A 20,918-nucleotide genomic window follows, 5' to 3' on the forward strand; every position below is an offset into this window, starting at 1 on the left:
GCTGTTAGAAATAAAATAATCCATCGGGTTTTTGCGGTAATAAAAAACCAAACCTTTTATCAAAAAGATTTGGTTATATCATAGAAATCGAAATGAACACTCATACCCATAAAAAATCCCCGACTAAAAGCCAGGGATAAATTATATAAGGCACAAGTCAAGCTGACAACCATCAACCTACAACCGGCAACCAAAATTTACATATTCTCAGCGTTCTCAAGCAATAATGTAATTTCCTCCATAGTACTGATACCTTTATCATGCAGGTACCAACGCTGTAAATCTTCTTTTGCCTGCGGAGTTACCACACCGTGTTTAGCCTTGTCATCCATGATAAGTTTAGCAGCATCATGCGGACGTGGTCCCCAGCTGCCACGGGCAACAAGGGTATCACTTTCAACCAGAACCAGTTTTGGGATGGAGCGTGCACCGTTGGTTAGGTAGTCGTTCATCAGTTCGTCGTTCTCATCACGAAGCACGATTTTCAGGTCAAGCTTATCACTTTCGGCAACCAATTTATTCATTACCGGAACGATCTGTGCAGCATCGCCACACCAACCTTCAGAGATCACTAAAAGTGTATGCTGTTTTTTAAGTTTTCCTAATTTTTCTTTTATCTCATCCGGCACGTGTATAGTCTTGTCAAGACGGTTCATACGTGTCTCGTTCAATGTCGAATAATGGGTTAAATCTTCGCTTTGCGTATTTCCTGTAGAGAGGCCATCGGCAAGCAGAGCAGAAACATGCTTCCTGTAATTCTCATAGGTAAAGCTTTTGTTTATGCTATTTTCAATCAATGATGTTGTTACGTTCATATCTCTCAATTTTAAGTGCAAAATTAGTGATACTTTTATGATATCAAAAAAAAGACCAATTTGAAAAAAGTCAGGAGGAGTTCAACAAAAAACTGTAAATTAGTCAGTAAATAAATAATGTAATGAAAATTGATGGTGGGTCCATTGGACTTGTGCTTTCGGGTGGAGGCTCGAAAGGTATAGCCCATGCGGGCGTTTTGAAATATTTAGATGAAATAGGCCTTGAGCCTTCACATATTGCCGGAACAAGCTCGGGTGCCATTGTGTCGTCTTTGTATGCCTGGGGCAAGCGTCCCGAAGAAATACTCGAATTCTTTAAATCGATATATTTTTTTCATTGGAAGCATTTCACCTTTCGCAAGGCAGGCTTTATCGACTCGGAAGCTTTTCGTGATTATTTTTATTCAGTTTTTAAAGATGCTACCCTTGGCGATATGCCATATAAGATGCACCTTACCGCTACCGACCTGGTATCGGGCAAGCTGCGCATTTTTGGGCCCGAAACCAAAATTGCCGATGCCGTACTGGCTTCATCTGCATTTCCGGGTATCATCTCGCCTTATGAAATAGACGGCAGACTCTACAGTGACGGTGGCATCATCAACCACTTCCCTACAGATATCCTTCAAGGACGCTGTGACAACCTGATAGGTATCTATGTGAGTCCGATACAAAAAATTGACGCCTCCGATTTGCGCACCATACGTTCGGTAACCACGCGTGCCTATGATTTGCTTTCCGCCAATACCAATATGCAAAAATTCACGCTATGTGACTGGGTAATAGCACCTGACGAATTGGCACTATACAGTACCTTTGAAACCAATAAGACTAAAATGGATGAGATATTTGAGATAGGTTATGAGGCTGCAAAGAAATCACATAGCGAAATTATTCCGGCTCATCCCATACCCTAGTTTATTTGGACTGTGAGGTTACAAAATTGTTATTTTACGAAAAACAATTATTACTATATTTGCACCAGTCAAAATTTACCCTATGAAATACAATAGAATCCTGTTAAAGCTTAGTGGCGAAGCCCTGATGGGCGACAGGCAATATGGCATTGACCCTAAAAGGCTTGCCGAATATGCAGCGGAGATAAAGCAAATACATGAAAAAGGTGTTGAGATCGCTATCGTAATTGGCGGAGGAAACATTTTTAGGGGTGTATCAGGTGCCAGCAATGGTATGGACAGGGTTCAGGGAGATTACATGGGTATGCTTGCTACCGTAATTAACGGTATGGCACTACAGGGAGCTCTTGAAGATGCAGGAATGCAAACCCGTCTTCAGACAGCACTTAAAATAGAGGCAATTGCCGAGCCTTATATCAAAAGAAGAGCGGTTCGCCACCTTGAAAAAGGAAGAATCGTAATTTTTGGAGCAGGTACAGGTAACCCTTACTTTACTACCGATACGGCTGCCGTATTGAGAGGTGTAGAGGTTCACGCGGATGTTATCCTGAAAGGAACACGTGTAGACGGTATATATACTGCCGATCCTGAAAAAGACCCAACGGCAACAAAATATGACACCCTTACGTTTAATGATGTACTTGCAAAAGGCCTTAACGTAATGGACACTACTGCTTTTACACTTAGCCAGGAAAACGAATTACCTATCATTGTGTTCGACATGAACAAACCGGGTAATCTGGTAAAAGTTTGTGAAGGCGAACTGGTAGGAACTACTGTAAACGTTTAATTTTTTATCATAAGAATTACACCATGGAAGAAATCGATTTTATCTTAGATAGCGCTCAGGAGTCTATGAACAACTCTATAGCACACCTTGAAAAAGAATTCCTTAACATCCGTGCAGGAAAAGCATCACCGGCTATGCTTGGTGGTGTGTTTGTAGATTACTACGGTTCTCAAACACCACTTTCTCAGGTTGCCAATGTAAACACTCCCGATGCAAGAACTATTACAGTTACACCTTGGGAAAAAAGCATGCTTCAGCCTATCGAGAAAGCGATAATGATCGCTAACCTTGGGTTTAACCCAATGAACAACGGAGACAACATCATCATCAGTGTTCCGCCATTAACAGAGGAGCGCAGGAGAGATCTTGTAAAGCAGGCAAAAGCTGAGGCAGAAGATGCAAAAATAGGTATCAGAAACGTTCGTAAAGACGCTAACAACGACATCAAGAAACTTGAAAAAGACGGTGTTTCTGAAGATGCTTGCAAAGGCGCTGAAGAATCGGTACAGGACCTGACAAACAGCTTCATCAAGAAAATTGACGAACTACTGGTTGTTAAGGAAGCCGAAATCATGAAAGTATAATTGAAAATCCGCCCACCGAGGCGGATTTTTATTTTCTATATCTTTGCAGTAACAATTTTGCACTTCTTTCGTTTTAGCCATAAAGCCTTCAATGAGACTACTTACGTTTTTGCTTTTCTTTATCTCCTTCGCATGCGGGGCACAATCGGCCATTACCGGTATAGTGAAAGACAGCAAAACCGGTGAAATTTTACCCTTCCCTACAATTTACCAACAAAACGGAAAAAGCGTAATTGGCGATGTTGACGGCAAATTTGTACTTGACCATCCGCAAATGCACGAGATATTTACCGTTGACTATGTTGGCTACACCGAACGTTCGTTCAAGATAACACCCGGAAGGATATTTTACTCTGTAGCATTAGAGCCAACAGCAGGGCAATTACAGGAAATTGTTATTGGCAGTGAAAATCCTGCCATTGAAATCATAAGAAAAGCCATTCGCGGAAAAATCATAAATGATCCTCAGCAAAAGCTCAACAGCTTTAGCTACAATACCTATGAACGGTTAATTGTTACGGCTAACCCTGACTCTATAGCCGGTGCGCTCGATTCTATTTATGAATATGAAAAAGCAGCCCGTATTTTCAAGAGAATAGATTCAACCGAGTACAAGTTTAAAAAACTGATTGAGAAAAGGCACATCTACCAAACGGAGAAGGTCTCTGAATTTCTCTTCAACAAAAAGCAGGGACTTAAAGAAAATGTACTCGCTACCCGAATGGCAGGTTTTAAGCAGCCTTTATATGAATTCATCGGACTGAAACTGCAATCGTATTCGGTATATACCGATAAAATAGATATCCTTGAGACCAAATATGCGGGACCTTTAGCATCAGACGCGCTCAAAGAATACCATTATAAGATACTTGACACGGTTACTATTGATGGACGCAATACTTACATGCTTTACTTTACGCCTAAAGACAAGAACAAAAAGAAAAAGCTCGACGGTATCGTTTACCTTGACATGCAGAACTATGGCGTTGCAAAAACCATATTCAGGGTTAAAAATGTAATTGATGTGACTTCAACACACTTTTTTAGCTATGAAAAAGAAAAAGGTATTTGGTTTCCGGACAGGAAAACCCTTAAAATAGTAAAAGGAAACAACAAACAGGATATTAAGATACTTGGGGAAACCATAAAATTTGATGCTGAAGGCACAGGCAAACGCAAACGCGACACCGAACCTACCGATCTTATTTACGTTTATTCGGAAGCGGGAAATTTTGATAAAAAATTCGACATTCCTGTTACCATACGACGTGCGGGAGTTGCCATAGATATTAAAAAAGAAGCCATAAACAGGCCGGAAGACTACTGGAATAACTTCCGCCCTGATACTCTTGATACCCGAAGCCTGACCACCTATACTGCCATGGACAGTATTGTCGCTAAAGAAAACTGGGAGCAGATTATTATTAAAGGAAAACGCATCATTAACGGATATTATCCTGCCGGTCCTATAGATATTGACCTTCAAAAAATTATAAAATACAACAACTACGAAGGCTTCAGGCCAGGTTTGGGTTTTGTAACCAATAATAAATTTGCCGAGACATTCAGGCTTAGCGGTTATGGTGCCTATGGTACTAAAGACGGTGTCTTTAAGTATGGCATGGGTGGCGCTGTACGCGTGGGTAACTTCTCAAACTCATGGATAGGATTCAACTACGCTGATGACATTACCGAGATTGCGAGTACCTCATTTGCTACTGACAAAAAAGCCTTTAAGATCTACGACCCAAGGCTACTGAACCTTCTTACCTTCTATAACCACCAGACTTACATGGGGTATATAGAAACCAAGATACTACCTAAAACCGAAAGCCGTTGGCAGTTGGAACGCAGCCGCATTGACCCGAAATTTGGCTATACCTACATACCTGAAAACACTCCGTATACCCTTTTTTACCTAACTCTGGCAACAGTATCGGTTCAGTGGAATCCGTTTAGTGATTTTATGCAAACGCCTACCGGAAGGATAGAATCTGAGAAAAGATACCCTAAGTTCACATTCCAGTATACACAGTCGCTTGGCGGACTGCTTGACAGCGATTTCTCCTTCAGCAAATTTGACGCAAGGGCAGAATATGAACAGAAATACCTTAACGGACAAAAAACATCGGCTCTAATACAGTCAGGACTTGCCTTAGGCGATACTCCGCTTACACACCTGTATAGCACTTCGCCCAACAATCTGAGTAAGGACGGCGTATTGGCACGTATCAACTTTGCCAGTAAAAATGGTTTTGAGACCATGTATTTCAACGAGTTTTTCTCAAGTAAGTATATTACAGGACAGCTAAGGCATTCATTCAGGAAATTTACCATTTCCGGCATCCTGAAAATGGCACCTGCACTTGTTACCCGTGCAGCATGGGGAAGTATGGATAATAAAAATGACCATATAGGTGCCAGCTTTAATACGCTCGAAAAAGGTTATTACGAAAGCGGTGTAGAACTTAATGAGATTTTAAGCATAGCCGGTATATCAGCCTTTTACCGTTACGGTCCCTATCACCTGCCACAGTTCGAAAAGAATATCGCAGTAAAGATTACGTTTGTACTGAATTTGTTTTAAATTTTGCGAATATTTAAACACAAAGGACACTAAGCATACACCAAGAACACAAAGCCTTGTGAACCTGGTGCAAAATCCTTGTGTTCTTAGTGTTTAAAATGTTAATGAGCCGAAACAAACTTCAGCCCTACTATAGAAGCGATAAGCGTAGTAAGAAAGAACAGCCTCCAGAAATCTGATGGTTCCTTAAAAACAAAAATACCTACCAATACCGTACCCACAGCACCGACACCTGTCCACACCGCATAGGCAGTACCTATAGGCAGGGTTTGTGTAGCTTTATACAGCAATACCATACTGATGGTAAGGCAAACAAAAAAGCCACCCATCCAGTAATTAGAAACTGCACCAGAGGTTTCTTTAGCCTTTCCAAGGCACGAGGCAAAACCTACTTCAAACAAGCCTGCGATGATAAGTAATATCCAGTTCATGGTAAATTGTTTTACCGGCAAAGATAGCCCTTCCCCCCGACTATGGTTCAATTTTAACCCCGCCGCGACATTTTTATAAATTTGATGCAATTACAACACAAAGCCCTATCAACTTTTTACGCTTTTTACTACATTTGCAGGCATTTGCCTCTCTATACGCTAAAACGGGGCATTTTCCATAAAACAAGTTTAAATTTTAAAAAATGAAACACACAAAAGTTAAAGACCTGCTGAACAGCGCGAAGCCTGTTGATGATGTATTAGTAAAAGGATGGGTAAGAACTTTTAGGAATAATCAGTTTATAGCCCTTAACGACGGATCAACTATAAATAATATCCAGTGTGTTGTTGACTTTGAAAATACGCCCGCAGAAACTTTAAAAAGAATAACAACCGGTGCCGCTGTAGCTGTTAAGGGCAACCTTACGGAGAGCCAGGGTGCAGGTCAGAAATATGAAATACAGGCTAAAAGCGTAGAGATACTTGGAGATTCAGATCCTGAGAAATTCCCTATGCAGCCTAAAAAACACTCTTTGGAGTTCTTACGTGAGAACGCCCACCTTCGTGTGCGTACTAACGTATTTGGTGCTATCATGAGGGTACGTTCAGTACTGTCGTTTGCCATTCACCAATACTTTCAGGAAAAAGGTTTCGTATATGTGAACACACCTATCATTACCGGATCGGATGCAGAGGGTGCAGGTGAAATGTTCCAGGTAACGTCGCTTCCTGTTGGTAGCCCACCACTGAACGAAGAAGGAAAAGTAGACTACAAGCAGGATTTCTTCGGAAAGGAAACCAACCTTACCGTATCGGGTCAGCTTGAGGGAGAAACTTTTGCAATGGCATTGGGTCAGATCTATACTTTCGGACCTACTTTCCGTGCAGAGAACTCTAACACCTCACGCCACCTTGCAGAATTCTGGATGGTTGAGCCTGAAGTTGCTTTCAACAACCTTGACGACAACATGGATCTTGCAGAGGATTTCATTCAGTATGTGATCAAATATGCAATGGACCGTTGCCAGGATGACCTTAAATTCCTTGACCAGCGTTTAGCAGATGAGGAAAAACAAAAACCACAGGCAGAGCGCAGCGAAATGGGCTTATTAGAGAAACTTCAGTTTGTACTGGAGAACAACTTTAAGCGTGTAAGCTACACTGAGGCTATCGATATCCTTAAGAACTGTAAGCCAAACAAGAACAAGAAATTCAACTATATCATTGAAGAATGGGGTGCCGATCTACAAAGTGAGCACGAGCGTTACCTTGTAGAGAAACACTTTAAGTCGCCGGTAATCCTTTTTGATTACCCTGCGAACATTAAGGCATTCTACATGAGACTTAACGACGACAAGAAAACCGTGCGTGCTATGGACATCCTGTTCCCTGGCATCGGTGAGATCGTTGGAGGATCGGAAAGGGAAGAGCGCCTTGACGTGCTTCTTGAGAAGATCGCCGAGCTTGGCATCGACGAAAAAGAGCTTTGGTGGTATCTTGACACCCGTCGTTTCGGAACGGCTACACACGCAGGTTTCGGACTTGGTTTTGAGCGCCTTGTACTTTTCGTAACCGGTATGGGCAACATCCGCGACGTGATTCCTTTCCCAAGGACACCGCAAAACGCAGAATTTTAATCTTTTCAGTATTGAGATATTAGTACTGAGAATTGAAATAATAGAATTTAGAAAGCCTTACAGTAATGTGAGGCTTTTTTGTTTACCCCTATTCAGACGTTGCTCTGCAACGTCTCTACAAAATGTAAAACAAGAATATTAATCTGCAACGTCTGCCAAATAATCAATTTTAATCAGAATTCCCTACAATAATATCAAAAGCATCACAGTTTATATTGTGGTGTTTTTTTTTTATTAAATGCATTTTGCATCTAACAGCATAAGAACGCAAAAACCCAAAAACAAAAGTTTTAAATTATCCTTTTTACAATTTTCTCCAAAAAGCATCAATAATTATGCCTGTTTTTTGTAATTTTATACTGTAAAAATGACTGTGTTTATCTATGCTTAAGCAGAACTTACAACTTAAACTATCCCAGAAACTATCGCCGCAGCAAATTCAGCTGATGAAGCTGATACAATTGCCTACGCAGGCTTTTGAGCAACGCCTTAAAGAAGAAATGGTAGAAAACCCTGCCCTGGAGACAGGTAAGGAGGATGAATATGAGAAGGACGAATACGATACTTCTGAGGATTTTGACGACTATGATGATTATGATAACGAGCGCATTGATGCCGACGAGATCAACATAGATGAATACCTTAGCGACGACGAAATTCCCGGATATAAAACCCAGGCGAATAACTACAGTGACGACGATGAGGATCGTACGATGCCATTTGCCGCACCCGTAAGTTTCCACCAAAACCTTATCGAGCAGCTGAATACCTTTATCCTTACCGATGAAGAACGCGAGATTGCCGAGTTCCTTGTTGGGAGCATAGACGATATGGGTTACATCCGCCGCAGTATCCCCGATATTGTTGACGATATGGCCTTTACACAGGGTATTTATACCGATGAAAAGACCACCGAACGCATACTGCACGTTATCCATGAACTTGAGCCATCGGGTGTGGGTGCGCGCGACCTGCAGGAGTGCCTTTTACTACAGCTTAAACACAAAACGCCTACCGCTTCGGTAGAGCTTGCCACCGATATAATCGAACATCAGTTTGATGCTTTTACCAAAAAACATTACGACAAACTGTTACAGAAATATGACATCTCTCAGGATCAGCTACGTGCTGCCATTGATGAGATTGAACGCCTGAACCCTAAGCCGGGCGGCTCTTACGAAAGCAACATTAAAGCCGTAGAGCATGTTGTACCTGACTTTGCCATACGTATTGTAGATGGCGAACTGGAACTGACACTAAACGGACGTAATGCTCCCGAACTGCACGTTTCTAAAGACTATCAGGAAATGTTGCAGACCTACAAGGACAGCCGTGATAAAAGCAATGCTCAAAAGGATGCAGTTCAGTTCATCAAACAAAAACTGGATTCTGCAAAATGGTTTATCGATGCTATTCGCCAACGTCAGGAAACCCTGTTCGTAACCATGAATGCCATAATGCACTATCAGGAGGAATATTTCCTTGACGGTGATGAAGCCAAACTAAAACCCATGATCCTTAAGGATATTGCCGATATGATCGGGCTTGATATCTCGACCGTTTCGCGTGTAGCCAACAGTAAATATGTTGAAACACCTTACGGCACTAAACTTATAAAAGAGTTCTTCTCTGAAGCGATGAAAAACGATCAGGGTGAAGATGTATCGACCATTGAGATCAAAAAGATACTTGAAACCGTTATCAGCGAAGAGGACAAACGCAAACCACTTCCGGACGACAAGCTTGCCGAGATACTTAAAGACAAAGGCTACCCTATTGCAAGGCGTACCATTGCTAAATACCGTGAACAGCTCGATATTCCTGTTGCCAGGATGAGAAAGAAAATATAGGTTTGCATGAAGAAGTTTCTTGCTCTGTTTTCCTATATTTTCCATCCGCTGTTTGTGCCGGTATATGCCACGCTGTTTTACTTTGTAGTGGCCAACAGCTTTTTTTATGAGCACGAAATTTACCTTGCTTTTGTACAGGTACTCATACTTACTGTACTATTGCCCATGTCTATATTTTACCTGTTGCGTTCGCTGGGTAAAATGAAATCAAAACTGCCTAATACAAAAGAACGTCGGTTACCGCTAGCTATTTATGCGTTACTGATACTCTTCCTCATAAAGTACAGCCTATCAATAGTCGTTATCCCGGAATTATACTATTACTTTACAGGCGTACTGATAAGCACTGTAATAACCCTTGCATTGGTATTGGGTAACTTTAGCCCAAGCCTGCACACCATGGCTACTGCTTCCCTAGTGCTTTTTGTAATTGGGATCTCTTCCTATTATCATATCACTTACCTGTACCTCATCGCACTATTGGTAGTATGTACCGGTATTGTGGGTTCATCGCGCATGGCTGTGCGTTCGCATTCCTTAAGCGAAGTACTGCTAGGTGCACTCATAGGTATTGTGCCTCAGGTAGGGCTCTGGTTTATATGGTTAGTTCCGGCGGTTTAAAACCCGAAGGTGTTGCCTCCGGTTATTATATCTGAGCCTTTCAGGCTCAATCAATCAACTCCTAAAACATCACTACCAACATTTAAATCGCTACACGATATTATCCTCTGATACATTTCCAGTTAGGGAAATAATTTTGGCAGAAAGAATCAGGATATGGAAAGTTTTCCCGTAGGGAATGAATAGGAATTGCTTCGTCGTAACTACCCGCCTTTGCCGATAGGCAGTCTTGCAATAACCATAAGGTTTTCATTATGAGCGAAGTAAAACGGAACCGAAGAATCTCTTGAGATTGCTTCGTTCCTCGCAACGACTGTCACATCGGACCTCCGACATCGGACCTCCGACCCAAAAAAAAGCCTCCACACTTTCGCATGAAGGCTCTTTCACTTAAGCATTATTATTTATTTCTTTTTCAATTCGGCTAATATAGCTTCCCCTACCCGTTTTGCGGATTGCGGATTCTGACCGGTTACAACCCTTTGGTCAACTGTTACGTGCTGCTGCCACATTCCTGATTTCTCAAATTTAGCACCGTGCGCTTTCAGTCCGTCTTCTAACAGGAACGGCACAACTTTAGTCAGCCCTACAGCCTCTTCTTCTTCATTGGTAAAAGCGTTTATCTTTTTACCGTCAACAAGGTAGTTACCATTAGATAGTTTTATATTAACCAATCCCGCAGGGCCGTGACATACCGCTCCAACAATTCCGCCTTTTTCATAAATGGAAGCAGCTATCTTTTGTAGTTCGTCATTATCAGCAAAATCCCACATGGCACCGTGCCCGCCTGCGTAATAGATTGCAGCATAGTCCGCAGGGTTAACCTGAGATGGTTTTAAGGTATTGTCTATTTTGTTATGGTATTCAGCATTCTCCCAAAATTCTTTGTTTACAGGATCTTTAAGATCAAAACCATCAACCGGGGCTTTTCCGCCTTTTGGGCTTACAAAATCAATAGTGTATCCTGCATTGTGCAGCACTTCCCACGGATGTGACGCCTCACCAAGGTAAAAACCGGTAGGTTCGCCTGTACTTCCTTTTTTGTCGTGGCTGGTTACCACAAACAGTATTTTCTTCTTATCCATATTTTTTGCTTTTTTAGCCTGTGCCAATACAGGTACAGTACTGATTAACAATATCGCTATAACTTTTGCTATATTTTTCATGTTGTAATCGTTGAAAATTTATAGTACAAAGTTCGGCAGAATGAGACGAAGAAGCATTTGACCTACATCACAAATATACTGTGACCTGAATCACACTTATGAAGAAAGCCTGCTCAGGGTTTCGCGGGTAACTCCCAGATAAGAAGCCAAAAGAGTTTTAGGAACCCTTTGAAAAAGTGAAGGATATTGTTTTAGCATCTGCTCATAACGTTCTTTGGCACTCGTAGTAAGTAGTGATAATATGCGTTGCTGTAGGGCAACATAACCAAAGTTAGCCTTACGCCTGAAGAAATGCTCAGCCTTTTGGAGTTCACTACAAAGTTTTTCAGAATTTTCAAGCGACAGGCAAAGTACCTCTGTATCTTCAAGACAGGATAACGAAAGCGTAGCCGGCGTTTTATAATGATAGGCCTGATAATCGCTTACCCACCAGTCTTCCATGGCAAACTGAAGTATATGTTCTTTGTCCGATTCATCGGTATGAGATGCTTTTATAAGACCCGAAACCACAAACCAGGAGTGATCAACAGTATCCCCTTCCTGAATAAGGAATTGATGTTTCTTTAACTTTTTGGAAGTGAAATGAGACAGTACAAAGGCAAACTCATCATCGGTTAGCGGTACGATCTTTTCTATATGTTCACGGAGATTTACACTCATAAGATTATCATGTCTTACAAAGATGCAAAAGTTTAGCGCTTACGCCAAAAATAAACGCCATGCTTACACATGGCGTTATCTTTTTATTTTACAACCGTAGCTTCAAGTTCTACTTTTAAGGTCTCGAAAAGGGTTTTTACTTCCATCAGCGTGGTCGCCTGTTTTATACTGTGTTTTGCGATCCATTCCTGGAGAATTGGGAAATTAGGCCACAACTCTTCAGTTGAAGTTGTGTATATGGTTAATCTAACAATATTTTTAGGATCGTAACCTGCATGATTAATAACCTGCTCTAAATTTGCTATCGCTTCCTCCAACTGGCTTTTCATATCGGCATTACTGGAAGTACCATCGGCGTGTACTGCCGCCTGACCTGAAACATATAATGTTGCCTGAACATTTTTAACCTCAACAGCCTGAACATAGCTGCGTTCATCCTGCCATTTCCAAGGACTGAATTCTCTTTTTTCCATTTGCTTTGCGTTTTTGGTTTGTGCCAGTAAAGGCATAACCGTTAATAATGTAAATACTAAAATTTTCGCTGTGTTTTTCATGTTTAAAACTGAAATAGTTACACTGCAAAATTGCACAGAATGGATGGCTGCCACCTATGACATTCGTCACAGATATGAAGTGAGGTTTGTCACGCTAGTTGGTTAGCCTGCTCAACGTTTCGCGCGAAACGCCCAAATAGGAAGCAATCATGGATTTGGGTACTCTCTGAAACAGAGATGGGTAGCGTTCAAGCAATTGCTCATAGCGCTCTTTGGCATTGCTGGTAATAAGCGATAAAATACGTTGCTGCGAACCTATATGTCCTCTGTTAGCCTTTTCCAGAAAAAAATACTCCATCTTCTGAAGTTGGGAACAGAGGCTTTTATAATCTTGAAGGGTAAGACAAAATACTTCAGTATCTTCAAGGCATTCTAACGCCATAGTAGCTTTAGACTGATTGTGAAAAGCCTGAAAATCGCTTTCCCACCAGTCTTCCATCGCAAAGGATACGATGTGCTCCTTCCCTGAAGCATCGGTATGCACAAGTTTCAGGAGTCCCGAAACTACAAAATAGGAATACCGTACAGGTTCGCCTTGCTGAATAAGGAATTGATGTTTCTTTAGCTTTTTGGAAGTGAAATGAGACATTACAAATGCAAACTCATCATCGGTTAGCGGTACAATCTTTTCTATATGTTCACGGAGATTTATGCTCATTAGAGTATATAAAACATCAGCCCGAGATTAATAGCCCGTAATTTTAACTTTTGATCGGTTCCTTCTATAGGCGCACTGTTATATACCGGCGTAAGACCATAATAGGCATAAAAATTCCAGGTATTCCATCCTGCAGAAATGTACGTGCCGTATACAAAATCGTTTAGGTTCGCATCATGTTTTACCGTAGAATTTACGTCTCCCCTGAATATGGCTTTATCGGCAAACATCCAGCTGGCCTTAAAGCCAAGATAGATGCGCCAAAACTGGTGATCGGTCGGATTACTGTTACGCCAGCGTAATTCTAATGGGATTTCCAGATAATGCAACACCAGTTTGTTCTTATCAAAAGAACCGTTCGATACCATTTGATACGTATTGGTGCCATCTACATTAAGCACCTGAAGGTTATGCTTAAGGTTACTATACGAATAACCCAACCCTAAAGCTACGGCATAAGTGCGGTTCTTATTAACAGGCATATCTCTTAAAAAGCCTAAAGAGATACCTGTAGAAACCCCATCCTGAGAATAATTGTCAGGCTTAGACTGGATCAGGTTATAGGTTAATGAAGCATAAAACTGGTCTTCACGGTATTTAACATCATATACCGGAGGTAAACTGTCTTTTTCTATAGTATCGAGTACTTTAGGCTCAAATATTTGAGCCGTTGCCAAAAAGCCCGAAAAAAATAGTAAAACCAGAAATAATTGCCTCATAATGGTATTGCGTGATTGCTGTCTTACAAAGATGCAAAAGTTTGCGCAATAGTTTCAGGCTTACACCAAAAATTTAAGAAGAAACAAACAGTCCCGCCATAAGCGGGACTGTTTACAGAATAGATGTATATAGACGGCTTGTGCCGGGATGCTTTAAGAAAGACCGTTCATTGCCAATAATGCCTGCGCAGGATTAGCAAGGCTTAACCTGTATATGTCCTCGGTTTGCCCGGTGTGTATCTGGAACCTGTCAGTATTCAATGCATCAACAAGGTCATCTACCAGTACCGATGGCGCTATACCATTCTCTCCTCCTATTTCTGCCGAAAGTGCTGTATTTACCAGTGGAGGCATAAGTTCGAACACTTTTACTGCAGTATCCCTAAGTGCCAGCCTTAGCGATTTTGTATAGGAATGCAGCGCGGCTTTACTTGCCGAATAAGTAGGTAGGCTTTGCGCCGGAGCAAAGGCAACAATTGATGAAACATTTACAATAGCAGCATCTTTTTGAGCTTTAAGTACCGGAAGCAATTTCTCGGTAAGTCGCACCACCGAAAGAAAATTAGTATCAAACTCAGCTATTGCAATTTCATAGGCTTTCCCTTCTGCATCGGCAAGGTTGTGCACATCTGCACGACCGGCATTGTTTACCAGCACATTCAGCTCAGGGAATTCGGTTTTTATACGATTCACCAAATCTTCCACACTTTGTGCATTGCTCACATCAGAAGTAATTGCCGTAACATTACCTAGTTCAACTGCTGCTTTTTTAAGTCTTTCCCCATCCCTTCCGGTAATGATTACTTTGTTTCCTAACGCCACGAACTGACGTGCCATTTCTAATCCTATTCCGGCACTACCACCGGTAATTAATATTGTATTTCCTGTTGTTTTCATTGTTTTAGAATTTATATATTATTGTTTTTTACCACAAGGTTCACTATCCCGATAGCTATCGGGATCACTAAGAACACAAAGCTTTATGACTTTGCGACTTTGTAACTTTGCGACTTTGCAACCTTATAACTTTATGACTCTGTAACTTTTTTAAATATCGATGTTGCCGTATGCCCACCAAAACCAAAGGTGTTGTTCAGCGCATACTGTATGTTTCTTTTTTCGGGTTCGTTAAGTACCAGGTGAAGTCCTTCGGGTATGGCTGGATCTAAATGCTCTACATTAATTGTGGGCGGCACTATATCATTTTTAACTGCCAGCACACTAATAATACTCTCGATTGCCCCTGCTGCCCCTAACAAATGTCCCGTCATCGATTTGGTAGCGCTTACCGCCACATCCTGTCCGTTAAAAACAGTATGTATCGCATTCAGTTCACTTAAATCACCTACAGGCGTTGAAGTAGCGTGTGCGTTGATGTAATCAATATCTTTTGGAGACAGATTGGCATCCGCTAATGCTTTTTGCATTCCCAGTGCTGCACCAAGGCCATCGGCCGGAGTTCCGGTAAGGTGATAGGCATCGGCAGCCATACCGCCTCCTACTATTTCGGCATATATCTTTGCACCTCTCGCCACGGCATGATCCCAGTCTTCCAAAATCAGTGCCCCTGCACCTTCTCCTGCTACAAAACCATCTCTGCTGGCATCAAACGGACGTGATGCTGTTTGCGGGCTATCATTACGTTTAGATAGCGCCTGCGAAGCATTAAAACCTCCTATTGATGCAGGTGTTATTGCGGCTTCGCTTCCTCCGGCAATCATAATAGTAGCCTTGCCAAGGCGAATGGTATCGAAAGCGGAGATAATCGCCGTATTGGATGAAGCACAGGCGGATACCGTTGCATAGTTAGGACCATGCAACCCATAACGGATAGACAACACCCCTGCAGCAATATCGATGATCATTTTAGGAATAAAGAACGGATTGAATCTTGGTGTACCATCGCCTGAATTGAATTCCTGAAGCTGTTCTTCAAATGTGCTGATACCACCATTCCCCGATGCCCATATCACACCTACCTCAAAACGTTCGTTTTGCGGCATGGCGGCAAAATCAAGTCCGCCATCTTTTACAGCCTCATCGGTTGCCGCTATGGCATATTGCGTAAACAGGTCATACTTGCGCGCCTCTTTTTTTTCTATATATTTTTCTATATCAAAATCTTTTACCTCGTGGGCAAAATGGGTCTTGAACTTCGTAGTATCAAATTTGGTTATAGGTCCTGCACCACTTTTTCCGGCAAGGATATTCTCCCAGAATTCAGCTACCGAATTACCAAGCGGTGTTATGGCTCCAAGCCCTGTTACAGCTACTTTTTTCATTGTTTATTTTTTAATTTCTGTTTTCAGCAGGTTAGTATATCCTCTTGCAATAAGCCTTGAACGGTCGGCATTCCATACCTCACATTCAGCATTTACCAATTGCTTACCTTTCTTAACTACTTTCGTTTCAGCAATTATAATGTCTCCCTCTACGGCTGCCGATAAATAATCGATAACCAGGTTCACTGAAACATAGAAAAAAGGCTCACCATACGATATTAATGTTGCCCCAATAGCATCATCTATAATTGCTGCTGTTACGCCGCCATGCAGTGTACGGAACGGATTGGTCATTTCTTTGCGGACTGTGTACTGAAAGCGAAGATTACCTTCATTTACTTCCAGCATTATCGGCTTTAGCCAGCTCATAAAAGGTGACGGCGAATCGGTAACTTCTTTACCTACCCTGTCTTTAAGGAATTGTGCTGCTTCTGAGAACATATTACTGGTTTTTTAGGTTTTCTATTACAATTGCCGAAGCACCGCCGCCGCCATTACAAATGGCTGCCACGCCATACTTACCGCCTTCCTGTGCAAGCACCGAAGTAAGCGTAGCAATTATTCTTGCTCCAGAAGCGCCTATAGGATGCCCCATAGCAACACCTCCTCCGTAAACATTTATCTTTTCGGGTGCTATGCCTAATATTTGTCGGTTAGCCAGTATTACTGCTGAATATGCCTCATTGATCTCAAAATAATCGATATCATCCTGAGACAATCCTGCCTGTGCAAGTGCTTTTGGTATCGCCAGTGACGGTGCTGTGGTGAACCACTCCGGAGCCTGGGCAGCATCGGCATAGCCTATTATTTTAGCAATGGGTTTCAGGTTATATTTTTCTACCGCTTCGGCAGAAGCTAATATCAACGCAGCCGCACCATCATTAAGGTTACTGGCATTAGCAGCGGTAATGGTTCCACCCTCTTCAAATACTGGTTTAAGCGTAGGTACCTTATCAGCAATAAGTTTGTATACATCCTCATCTTTGTTGATGGTTACCTCTCCTGAGCGTTGTTTTATAGTTACTGGGATAATTTCTCGGCTGAACTTTTCGTCTTCAAACGCTTTCGCAGCCCTGCCATACGATTCAAGTGCATAAGCATCCTGTTCTTCCCTCGATATATTATATTGACGTACGGTAATTTCGGCAGCATTCCCCATGTGAAAGTTGTTGTATACATCGGTAAGACCATCTTTCAATAGACCATCAGTAAGGAGGCTATGCCCCATTTTATTACCCACGCGTTGCTGTATGTAATGCGGTACATTACTCATACTTTCCATACCTCCGGCAACTACTACGTTGTCTGCACCCAGTTGAATTTGCTGAGCGCCAAGCATCACCGCTTTCATACCCGAAGCGCATACTTTATTAATGGTTGTAGCATCGGTATGATCGTCTATGCCTGCAAACTTCGCAGCCTGCCTGGCAGGAGACTGTCCCAGATTAGCCGAAAGTACATTACCCATATACACCGAGTCTATTTCGTTTGCCGGTATACCTGTTTGCGCCAGAGTTCCTTCTATGGCTATCTTTCCCAATTCTGTAGCACTTAATGCCGAAAGACTTCCCAGGAACCCTCCAATAGGTGTCCTTTTCGCTGAAACTATAAATACATCTTTCATAATTTTATATTTTATACCAATCGGTATATTTTGTTCCAAAAAAATATATCTTCAAAATTTTAATATCATTCTTTTTAAAATATACCGATCGGTATATTTTAGAGCAAAATTTTTAGGTTGCTATGTCCTTAATCATTTTTTCTGCCTGCTTCATGGCAGCTTTAAGTCCCTGCATCTTACCGGTAACCTTAGCCAGCATTATTCCACCCTCAATAAGCGCAATAAATGCCCCTGCAAAATCTTTCGCATTAGTACCCTGTTTTATTTGTCCTGCTTCAACGCCATCATTAATCACTTTCTCTAAATGGCCGTACCAGTTTTCAATAGCTCCTACAGCTTTAGCCCTAAGCTGCCCGTGCGTATCATCCGATTCAATAGCGGTATTCAAAACCGGGCATCCCCCATGCAACATAGGAAGATTCACAAAATCAGAAAATACCGTAAGATATACTTTTAGCTTATCTATATTATGGGGCTTACCTGCCATTTTAGACTTTATAAGGGCAACTACATTTCCATAGTTATAGTCAAAGGCTGCCAGGGCAACCTCATCCTTGCTTTCAAAATTACCATAAATACTACCTTTAGTCAGCCCTGTGGCCTCAACAATATCATTTATAGATGTACCCGCAAATCCCTTCCTGTTAAAGATGGGAGCCGTTTTTTCTACTATAAATTGTCTTGTCTTTTCCGCTTTGCTCATCATGGCATTATCATTTTCTCAGTACAAAATTATACCAATCGGTATATTATTCCAAACATATTCCAATTATTTTTTTCTATGCTACCATAAACCGATTAAATATTAATCTTAACCTATTTTGTTTCGTTATTGAATGAAAAATAGCTAAATTTACTATGAATAACCACAAAATACATAACTATGCAAATCCAGTTTAGCATTGACTGTAAAGACAACGGTCATGAGAGAATAGAAAATTATTTTACCACAGTAATAAACGAAACACTAAAAAGATATGATGATAAGATAACAGGCGTTACGGTTCACCTTGCCGATGAAAACGGTGACAAAACTGGTCCGGATGATAAACGCTGCACTATAGAAGTTCACGCTATGGGTCTTAATCCGGTTGCAACAACAAACCACGCCGATTCGGTTGAGAAAGCCATTAAAGGGGCAGCCGATAAAATGAAAAATGCTCTGGAACACGCTTATGGCAAACTACAGAAAAGCCATTAGAATTTTACAAATTTCTATACACAAAAACCCTCCGCTTTCGGAGGGTTTTTATTTCACCATAATTAAAGTATGTTTGCTATGTAAACTATCATTCCTATGAGCGCCCTTAAAAACATATACTCTCCTGCATTTTACGAACGCCTTTCTGCTGTTTTGGATCAATCGCTTCCCGGATTTGACAAAACTAAATTCATTACACTTATAAACTCCGATGGTTTCGAGCATAAGGAACTCAAGGCAAGGATGCGTCATACTGCTGTAGTCCTTCACGAATTTATGCCAAAGGATTTCAGTAAAGCCGTTGATGCATTAAAAACTATAATAGAAAATATGAGAAAGGCTCATTTCACTCAGGACAGCCTCGCCTGTATGTTCCTACCTGACTATATTGAAGTATACGGACTCGATCATTATGACGATGCTATCCGTGCTCTGGAATACATTACACAGTTTACCAGTTGCGAGTTTGCGGTTCGCCCATTCCTTATCAAATATGAAAACCAGATGCTGGTACAAATGACTATATGGTCCAGGCATCATAACCATCATGTTCGCCGTTTTGCCAGTGAGGGTTCAAGACCAAGATTACCCTGGGCAATGGCGATACCTTCGCTTAAAAAAGACCCTACACCTGTACTGCCATTACTGGAAAATCTAAAAAATGATCCTTCAGAATATGTGCGTCGCAGTGTAGCCAATAACATTAACGATATTGCCAAAGATCATCCGCATATTGTTTTGGATATTGCTAAAAAATGGAAAGGCAACAGTAAAGAAACCGACGCCATTGTAAAACACGGTGCCCGAACTCTGTTAAAGCAGGGTCATCCTGAGATATTAAAACTTTATGGACTTGATGCCACCCATATCGATTTTTCAGAATTTGAAATAGGCACGCCGAATGTAAAAATGGGCGATAGCGTAGAATTTACTTTTGCTATTGAAAACAAGGATAACCAACCACAAACCGTACGCCTTGAATATGGTATGTACTACCGTAAAGCTAAAGTCCAGCTGGCAAAAAAAGTATTTAAGATAAGCGAGAAAATATACCAGCCTGGCGAAAAGGCTGTTATAATACGCAAACAATCGTTTAAGGCAATAACAACAAGGGTTTTCTATCCGGGAGAACACCAGTTATCCATCATCATCAACGGGGAAGAAAAGCAGCCTATTTTGAGTTTTGAGTTGGTTTAGGTTTTGAATTTGGAGTTTTAGGACTCTGGGATTTGGAATTTGTTGTTTGGGTTTTGGCACTTGCTTTTTTGGCCTTGGAATCAGAATCCTTTCTCCCGGGACTTTTGGCTTTAGACTTTTCCCTTTCCGCCACTTTCATTTCATGCCTTGCCTGTGCTTCACCTATAGAATGTGACTCCTTCAGTGAACGGGTCTTTTGAGCCAAAGCTGCCAGTTTTTGATAATATTTTTCCAGCACTTCCATTTCTTCTTCGCTTATATCCTCAACATCAACAATGCGATTAGAGGCAAGTTCATGCGATGCCACCAACTCGTTTAGCTTTATCTGAATTGCGAGTGAATCCTTATTCTGCGACTTTTGGATAAGAAATACCATTAAAAAAGTAATAATGGTCGTCCCGGTATTGATAACCAACTGCCAGGTTTCGCTGTAGTCAAAAATAGGTCCGCATATGGCCCAGACCACTACAATTAAAAAAGCGCCAAGAAAAACAGGTGTACTTCCTGTGGCTTTGGTTACCTTCTCTGCAAATTTTTCAAACAAACCTTTACCCCCTTTAGATTGCGTTGCCATAACTATTTATGTTTTTATTCAACCTAAAGTTATGCAATAAGTAAATTGCTG

22 protein-coding genes are annotated in these 20,918 nt (G+C 41.4%); 9 read left to right on the plus strand and 13 right to left on the minus strand.

The window, feature by feature from the left end; all coding sequences use genetic code 11:
- Positions 1 to 197 precede the first annotated feature (197 nt).
- Complete coding sequence (locus tag DEU42_RS09635) at positions 198 to 815, minus strand: thioredoxin family protein (RefSeq protein WP_114758089.1); 618 nt, start codon at positions 813 to 815, stop codon at positions 198 to 200.
- 122 nt (positions 816 to 937) lie between these two features.
- Here DEU42_RS09635 and DEU42_RS09640 point away from each other — a divergent pair, with 122 nt between their 5' ends.
- From DEU42_RS09640 to DEU42_RS09655, 4 genes are all read left to right on the plus strand, one after another.
- A complete protein-coding gene (locus DEU42_RS09640) occupies positions 938 to 1,732 on the plus strand; it encodes a patatin-like phospholipase family protein (RefSeq protein ID WP_114758090.1) in 795 nt (264 codons plus the stop codon).
- An 82-nt stretch (positions 1,733 to 1,814) separates the two neighbouring features.
- Positions 1,815 to 2,522: a UMP kinase gene (gene pyrH, locus DEU42_RS09645; protein ID WP_114758091.1), complete on the plus strand. Its 708-nt coding sequence runs from the start codon at positions 1,815 to 1,817 to the stop codon at positions 2,520 to 2,522.
- Positions 2,523 to 2,545: 23 nt separating this feature from the next.
- On the plus strand, positions 2,546 to 3,106 hold the full coding sequence (gene frr, locus DEU42_RS09650; protein WP_114758092.1) for a ribosome recycling factor: 561 nt from the start codon (positions 2,546 to 2,548) through the stop codon (positions 3,104 to 3,106).
- Between the two features lie 91 nt (positions 3,107 to 3,197).
- The gene (locus tag DEU42_RS09655) at positions 3,198 to 5,693 is read left to right on the plus strand and encodes a DUF5686 family protein (RefSeq protein ID WP_114758093.1); all 2,496 of its coding nucleotides are present in this window, start codon (positions 3,198 to 3,200) and stop codon (positions 5,691 to 5,693) included.
- A gap of 101 nt (positions 5,694 to 5,794) precedes the next feature.
- Here DEU42_RS09655 and DEU42_RS09660 read toward each other — a convergent pair whose 3' ends face one another.
- The gene (locus DEU42_RS09660; RefSeq protein ID WP_114758094.1) at positions 5,795 to 6,124 is read right to left on the minus strand and encodes a DMT family transporter; all 330 of its coding nucleotides are present in this window, start codon (positions 6,122 to 6,124) and stop codon (positions 5,795 to 5,797) included.
- Between the two features lie 203 nt (positions 6,125 to 6,327).
- Here DEU42_RS09660 and asnS point away from each other — a divergent pair, with 203 nt between their 5' ends.
- The 3 genes from asnS (at position 6,328) to DEU42_RS09675 (ending at position 10,232) form a co-directional block, all read left to right on the plus strand.
- A complete protein-coding gene (gene asnS / locus DEU42_RS09665; RefSeq protein WP_114758095.1) occupies positions 6,328 to 7,761 on the plus strand; it encodes an asparagine--tRNA ligase in 1,434 nt (477 codons plus the stop codon).
- A gap of 383 nt (positions 7,762 to 8,144) precedes the next feature.
- Positions 8,145 to 9,611 carry an RNA polymerase factor sigma-54 gene (gene rpoN, locus DEU42_RS09670; protein ID WP_114758096.1) on the plus strand — a complete coding sequence of 489 codons (1,467 nt, stop codon included), beginning with the start codon at positions 8,145 to 8,147 and terminating at the stop codon, positions 9,609 to 9,611.
- Positions 9,612 to 9,617: 6 nt separating this feature from the next.
- Positions 9,618 to 10,232: a phosphatase PAP2 family protein gene (locus tag DEU42_RS09675; RefSeq protein WP_114758097.1), complete on the plus strand. Its 615-nt coding sequence runs from the start codon at positions 9,618 to 9,620 to the stop codon at positions 10,230 to 10,232.
- A gap of 404 nt (positions 10,233 to 10,636) precedes the next feature.
- Here the strand turns inward: DEU42_RS09675 and DEU42_RS09680 are convergent, their stop codons facing one another.
- The 10 genes from DEU42_RS09680 to DEU42_RS09725 form a co-directional block, all read right to left on the minus strand.
- Complete coding sequence (locus DEU42_RS09680; protein WP_199509081.1) at positions 10,637 to 11,398, minus strand: type 1 glutamine amidotransferase domain-containing protein; 762 nt, start codon at positions 11,396 to 11,398, stop codon at positions 10,637 to 10,639.
- Positions 11,399 to 11,494: 96 nt separating this feature from the next.
- Entirely contained in the window at positions 11,495 to 12,058 is a 564-nt protein-coding gene (locus DEU42_RS09685; RefSeq protein ID WP_114758098.1) for a Crp/Fnr family transcriptional regulator, read from the minus strand.
- 83 nt (positions 12,059 to 12,141) lie between these two features.
- Entirely contained in the window at positions 12,142 to 12,531 is a 390-nt protein-coding gene (locus tag DEU42_RS09690; RefSeq protein ID WP_114758233.1) for a RidA family protein, read from the minus strand.
- Positions 12,532 to 12,706: 175 nt separating this feature from the next.
- Entirely contained in the window at positions 12,707 to 13,270 is a 564-nt protein-coding gene (locus DEU42_RS09695; RefSeq protein ID WP_114758099.1) for a Crp/Fnr family transcriptional regulator, read from the minus strand.
- The gene (locus DEU42_RS09700; protein ID WP_114758100.1) at positions 13,270 to 13,989 is read right to left on the minus strand and encodes a porin family protein; all 720 of its coding nucleotides are present in this window, start codon (positions 13,987 to 13,989) and stop codon (positions 13,270 to 13,272) included. Before DEU42_RS09700 ends, DEU42_RS09695 begins: the two co-directional genes overlap by 1 nt.
- A gap of 153 nt (positions 13,990 to 14,142) precedes the next feature.
- A complete protein-coding gene (locus tag DEU42_RS09705) occupies positions 14,143 to 14,886 on the minus strand; it encodes an SDR family oxidoreductase (RefSeq protein WP_114758101.1) in 744 nt (247 codons plus the stop codon).
- Between the two features lie 131 nt (positions 14,887 to 15,017).
- Positions 15,018 to 16,271: a beta-ketoacyl-ACP synthase II gene (fabF, locus tag DEU42_RS09710; RefSeq protein ID WP_114758102.1), complete on the minus strand. Its 1,254-nt coding sequence runs from the start codon at positions 16,269 to 16,271 to the stop codon at positions 15,018 to 15,020.
- 3 nt (positions 16,272 to 16,274) lie between these two features.
- On the minus strand, positions 16,275 to 16,712 hold the full coding sequence (locus DEU42_RS09715) for a PaaI family thioesterase (RefSeq protein WP_114758103.1): 438 nt from the start codon (positions 16,710 to 16,712) through the stop codon (positions 16,275 to 16,277).
- A gap of 1 nt (position 16,713) precedes the next feature.
- Positions 16,714 to 17,895 (minus strand): acetyl-CoA C-acyltransferase, encoded by a 1,182-nt coding sequence (locus DEU42_RS09720; protein WP_114758104.1) that lies wholly within the window; start codon positions 17,893 to 17,895, stop codon positions 16,714 to 16,716.
- 112 nt (positions 17,896 to 18,007) lie between these two features.
- Entirely contained in the window at positions 18,008 to 18,601 is a 594-nt protein-coding gene (locus tag DEU42_RS09725; RefSeq protein ID WP_233506655.1) for a TetR/AcrR family transcriptional regulator, read from the minus strand.
- A gap of 177 nt (positions 18,602 to 18,778) precedes the next feature.
- Here DEU42_RS09725 and DEU42_RS09730 point away from each other — a divergent pair, with 177 nt between their 5' ends.
- Together DEU42_RS09730 and DEU42_RS09735 are read left to right on the plus strand one after the other, a co-directional pair.
- Positions 18,779 to 19,096, plus strand: coding sequence for an HPF/RaiA family ribosome-associated protein (locus DEU42_RS09730; RefSeq protein ID WP_114758106.1), 318 nt, complete (start codon positions 18,779 to 18,781; stop codon positions 19,094 to 19,096).
- 96 nt (positions 19,097 to 19,192) lie between these two features.
- Positions 19,193 to 20,293 carry a DNA alkylation repair protein gene (locus DEU42_RS09735; RefSeq protein ID WP_114758107.1) on the plus strand — a complete coding sequence of 367 codons (1,101 nt, stop codon included), beginning with the start codon at positions 19,193 to 19,195 and terminating at the stop codon, positions 20,291 to 20,293.
- On the opposite strand, the gene DEU42_RS09740 is transcribed toward DEU42_RS09735, so the two are convergent.
- The gene (locus DEU42_RS09740; RefSeq protein ID WP_114758108.1) at positions 20,268 to 20,867 is read right to left on the minus strand and encodes a low affinity iron permease family protein; all 600 of its coding nucleotides are present in this window, start codon (positions 20,865 to 20,867) and stop codon (positions 20,268 to 20,270) included. The two genes, DEU42_RS09735 and DEU42_RS09740, sit on opposite strands and share 26 nt — an antisense overlap.
- Positions 20,868 to 20,918 lie beyond the last annotated feature (51 nt).

Origin of the sequence: Flavobacterium sp. AG291 (assembly GCF_003350375.1) — a bacterium.
GTDB lineage: Bacteria > Bacteroidota > Bacteroidia > Flavobacteriales > Flavobacteriaceae > Flavobacterium > Flavobacterium suzhouense.